Source organism: Dokdonella sp. (assembly GCF_049593775.1).
GTDB lineage: Bacteria > Pseudomonadota > Gammaproteobacteria > Xanthomonadales > Rhodanobacteraceae > Dokdonella.
Map to the genome: position 1 here is coordinate 1 of NZ_JBAWHJ010000152.1, position 1,803 is coordinate 1,803.

At 61.0% G+C, this 1,803-nt stretch carries 2 protein-coding genes; both read right to left on the reverse strand.

Translation table 11 applies throughout. The annotated features are described in order from the left end of the window. Positions 1–1,123: DUF5666 domain-containing protein (locus WBP53_RS05330; RefSeq protein WP_423926677.1), on the reverse strand; the 1,123-nt coding region annotated here is incomplete at its 3' end. A gap of 204 nt (positions 1,124–1,327) precedes the next feature. Continuing rightward, positions 1,328–1,803, reverse strand: a 476-nt coding sequence (locus WBP53_RS05335; protein WP_423926679.1) for a hypothetical protein, incomplete at its 5' end; no start/stop codon positions are given.

The window sequence follows — 1,803 nt, forward strand, 5'->3', positions numbered from 1 at the left end:
AGCGAGCGCGCGTTGCCCAGAGGACACCCGCGCTATCGATGTAGCCACGCACTTCGACCTGGCGCGGCTGGTTGATGCCGTTCGCATAGATCAGATCCTCGTCGCGCAGCTGGGCCGATCGACGAACCGTGTTGGCGAGAATGTGGACGGTGCCTTCGGCACCTGCGACAACATCGGCAGGTTCGACCGGACCCTCGATGCGAATCGTCGGCGCGTCGAACTGGATGCCTTCGGCCACAAACGCAAGGTTATCGCCGAAAATGCCATCGACTTCGATGACTGCGCCAGGCGCGAGATCGTCGGCGCTACCGAAGCGGTATTCGGTCAGATCGTCGTGCGATACGACATAGGGGCCGAATTCGAATTCGGTGTCGGAAAGAATCTCGCCTACGACACCATTCAGTGCCCCGAGCGCGCCGGGCGTTCCAAGTGGCATCGGAACCACACAAGTCAGTCGCGTGACCGTGTCAAGGACGCTGCCTGAAGTGAAGTCGGCAATGCTGTCGGCGCGAATTTCCACGAAGGCACCCAAGTCGACACTGGCCCCGCAATCGTTCGGTGTAACGCCGTCAAGACTGACACGTTGCGGACCAAGTTCGATCTCGTTGGCGTTAGCCGCAGTCACGTAGCCCGACAGCAACCATCGTGGCGTCTGTGCCGGCAGATACTCGATGAACGATGCTTGCAAGCTCGAATTGGTGTCAACGTAACCGCTCACGTCCAGATGATCGCCAACAGCGATGTTGTCGATACTGCCACCGGGAAGACCGGTCGCCCCGGTGTCTCCGGTTACCGTGACTTCCTGGCCGAGCACGCGCAATGGGTCCGTCGACGTCACCGAACCGCGCACTGCATAGGAGAAAATCACGGTGGCCGCGGCAACTGCACCCTGCGGCGCATGAGTGGCATTCGCGTCGAATCGGACCTCGGATCGCAAGCCGAACTTGGTTGGCAAGGGGCTCCCGGGAGGAAGGATCTCGTCATCTACAACGATGATGGTGTTCGAATCGACCAGCACCGGATGACCCTGGATATCGATGGTCTCGGCAGCCACTGCCGCCTGCGCGAGCAGGAACAAGGTGGCGATGACCAGTTTCGATTGTGTGGCGACGGAGTGGATCATGAGCTGGATTCCTGAAGCAGGTTGGGCTGGCGCGTGTTGCAATCCAGCACTGGATTTGAAACGTGCCAGCGCCGGCATGGTGGCCGGCGATGGTTGCATTCAGTCGCAACGGGTGGCGTCGCACCGCGGGCCGCGACGCTCATCCAGGCTGGGGGATATCAGCACCGGAGTGAGCGAGGCGGACGCGGATTTCAAGAGTTGCCGCTATTGCGGTGTATTCGGGAACAGGCCACCTATCACGACACTACCGTTCGAAATGATGTCTATGGCCTTGCCGCGCGGGTCGAAGTCGAGCAGTTCCTTGCCCGGCTCGACCGGATTGCGGAACTCGATCTCGCCTTCGGTGCCGCCCGGCACGGAAACCACATTGATGTTGCCCTGGTTTACGCCGCCGACGACCAGCCCATAGGATCCTGTGGGCAAATCCTCAAGCTCTACATTGAAATCGACACGGTCGGATCGCTGGCGCAGCCTGGCCTTGAGCTCGGGACCGTCGTTGCCGCCTGGCTCGATGCTCATCTCATACTCGGCGTTGCCAAACGGTGGCGAACCTGATCCACCACCGGGTGGCGGTGGCGGCGGGCTGTCTGCGCTGCCCAGGGTAGCGGTCAGGAATACGGTACTGCCCTGCGAGATCTGGACAAGTTTTCCGCGCGGGTCAAAATCTAGCAGCACCTTGC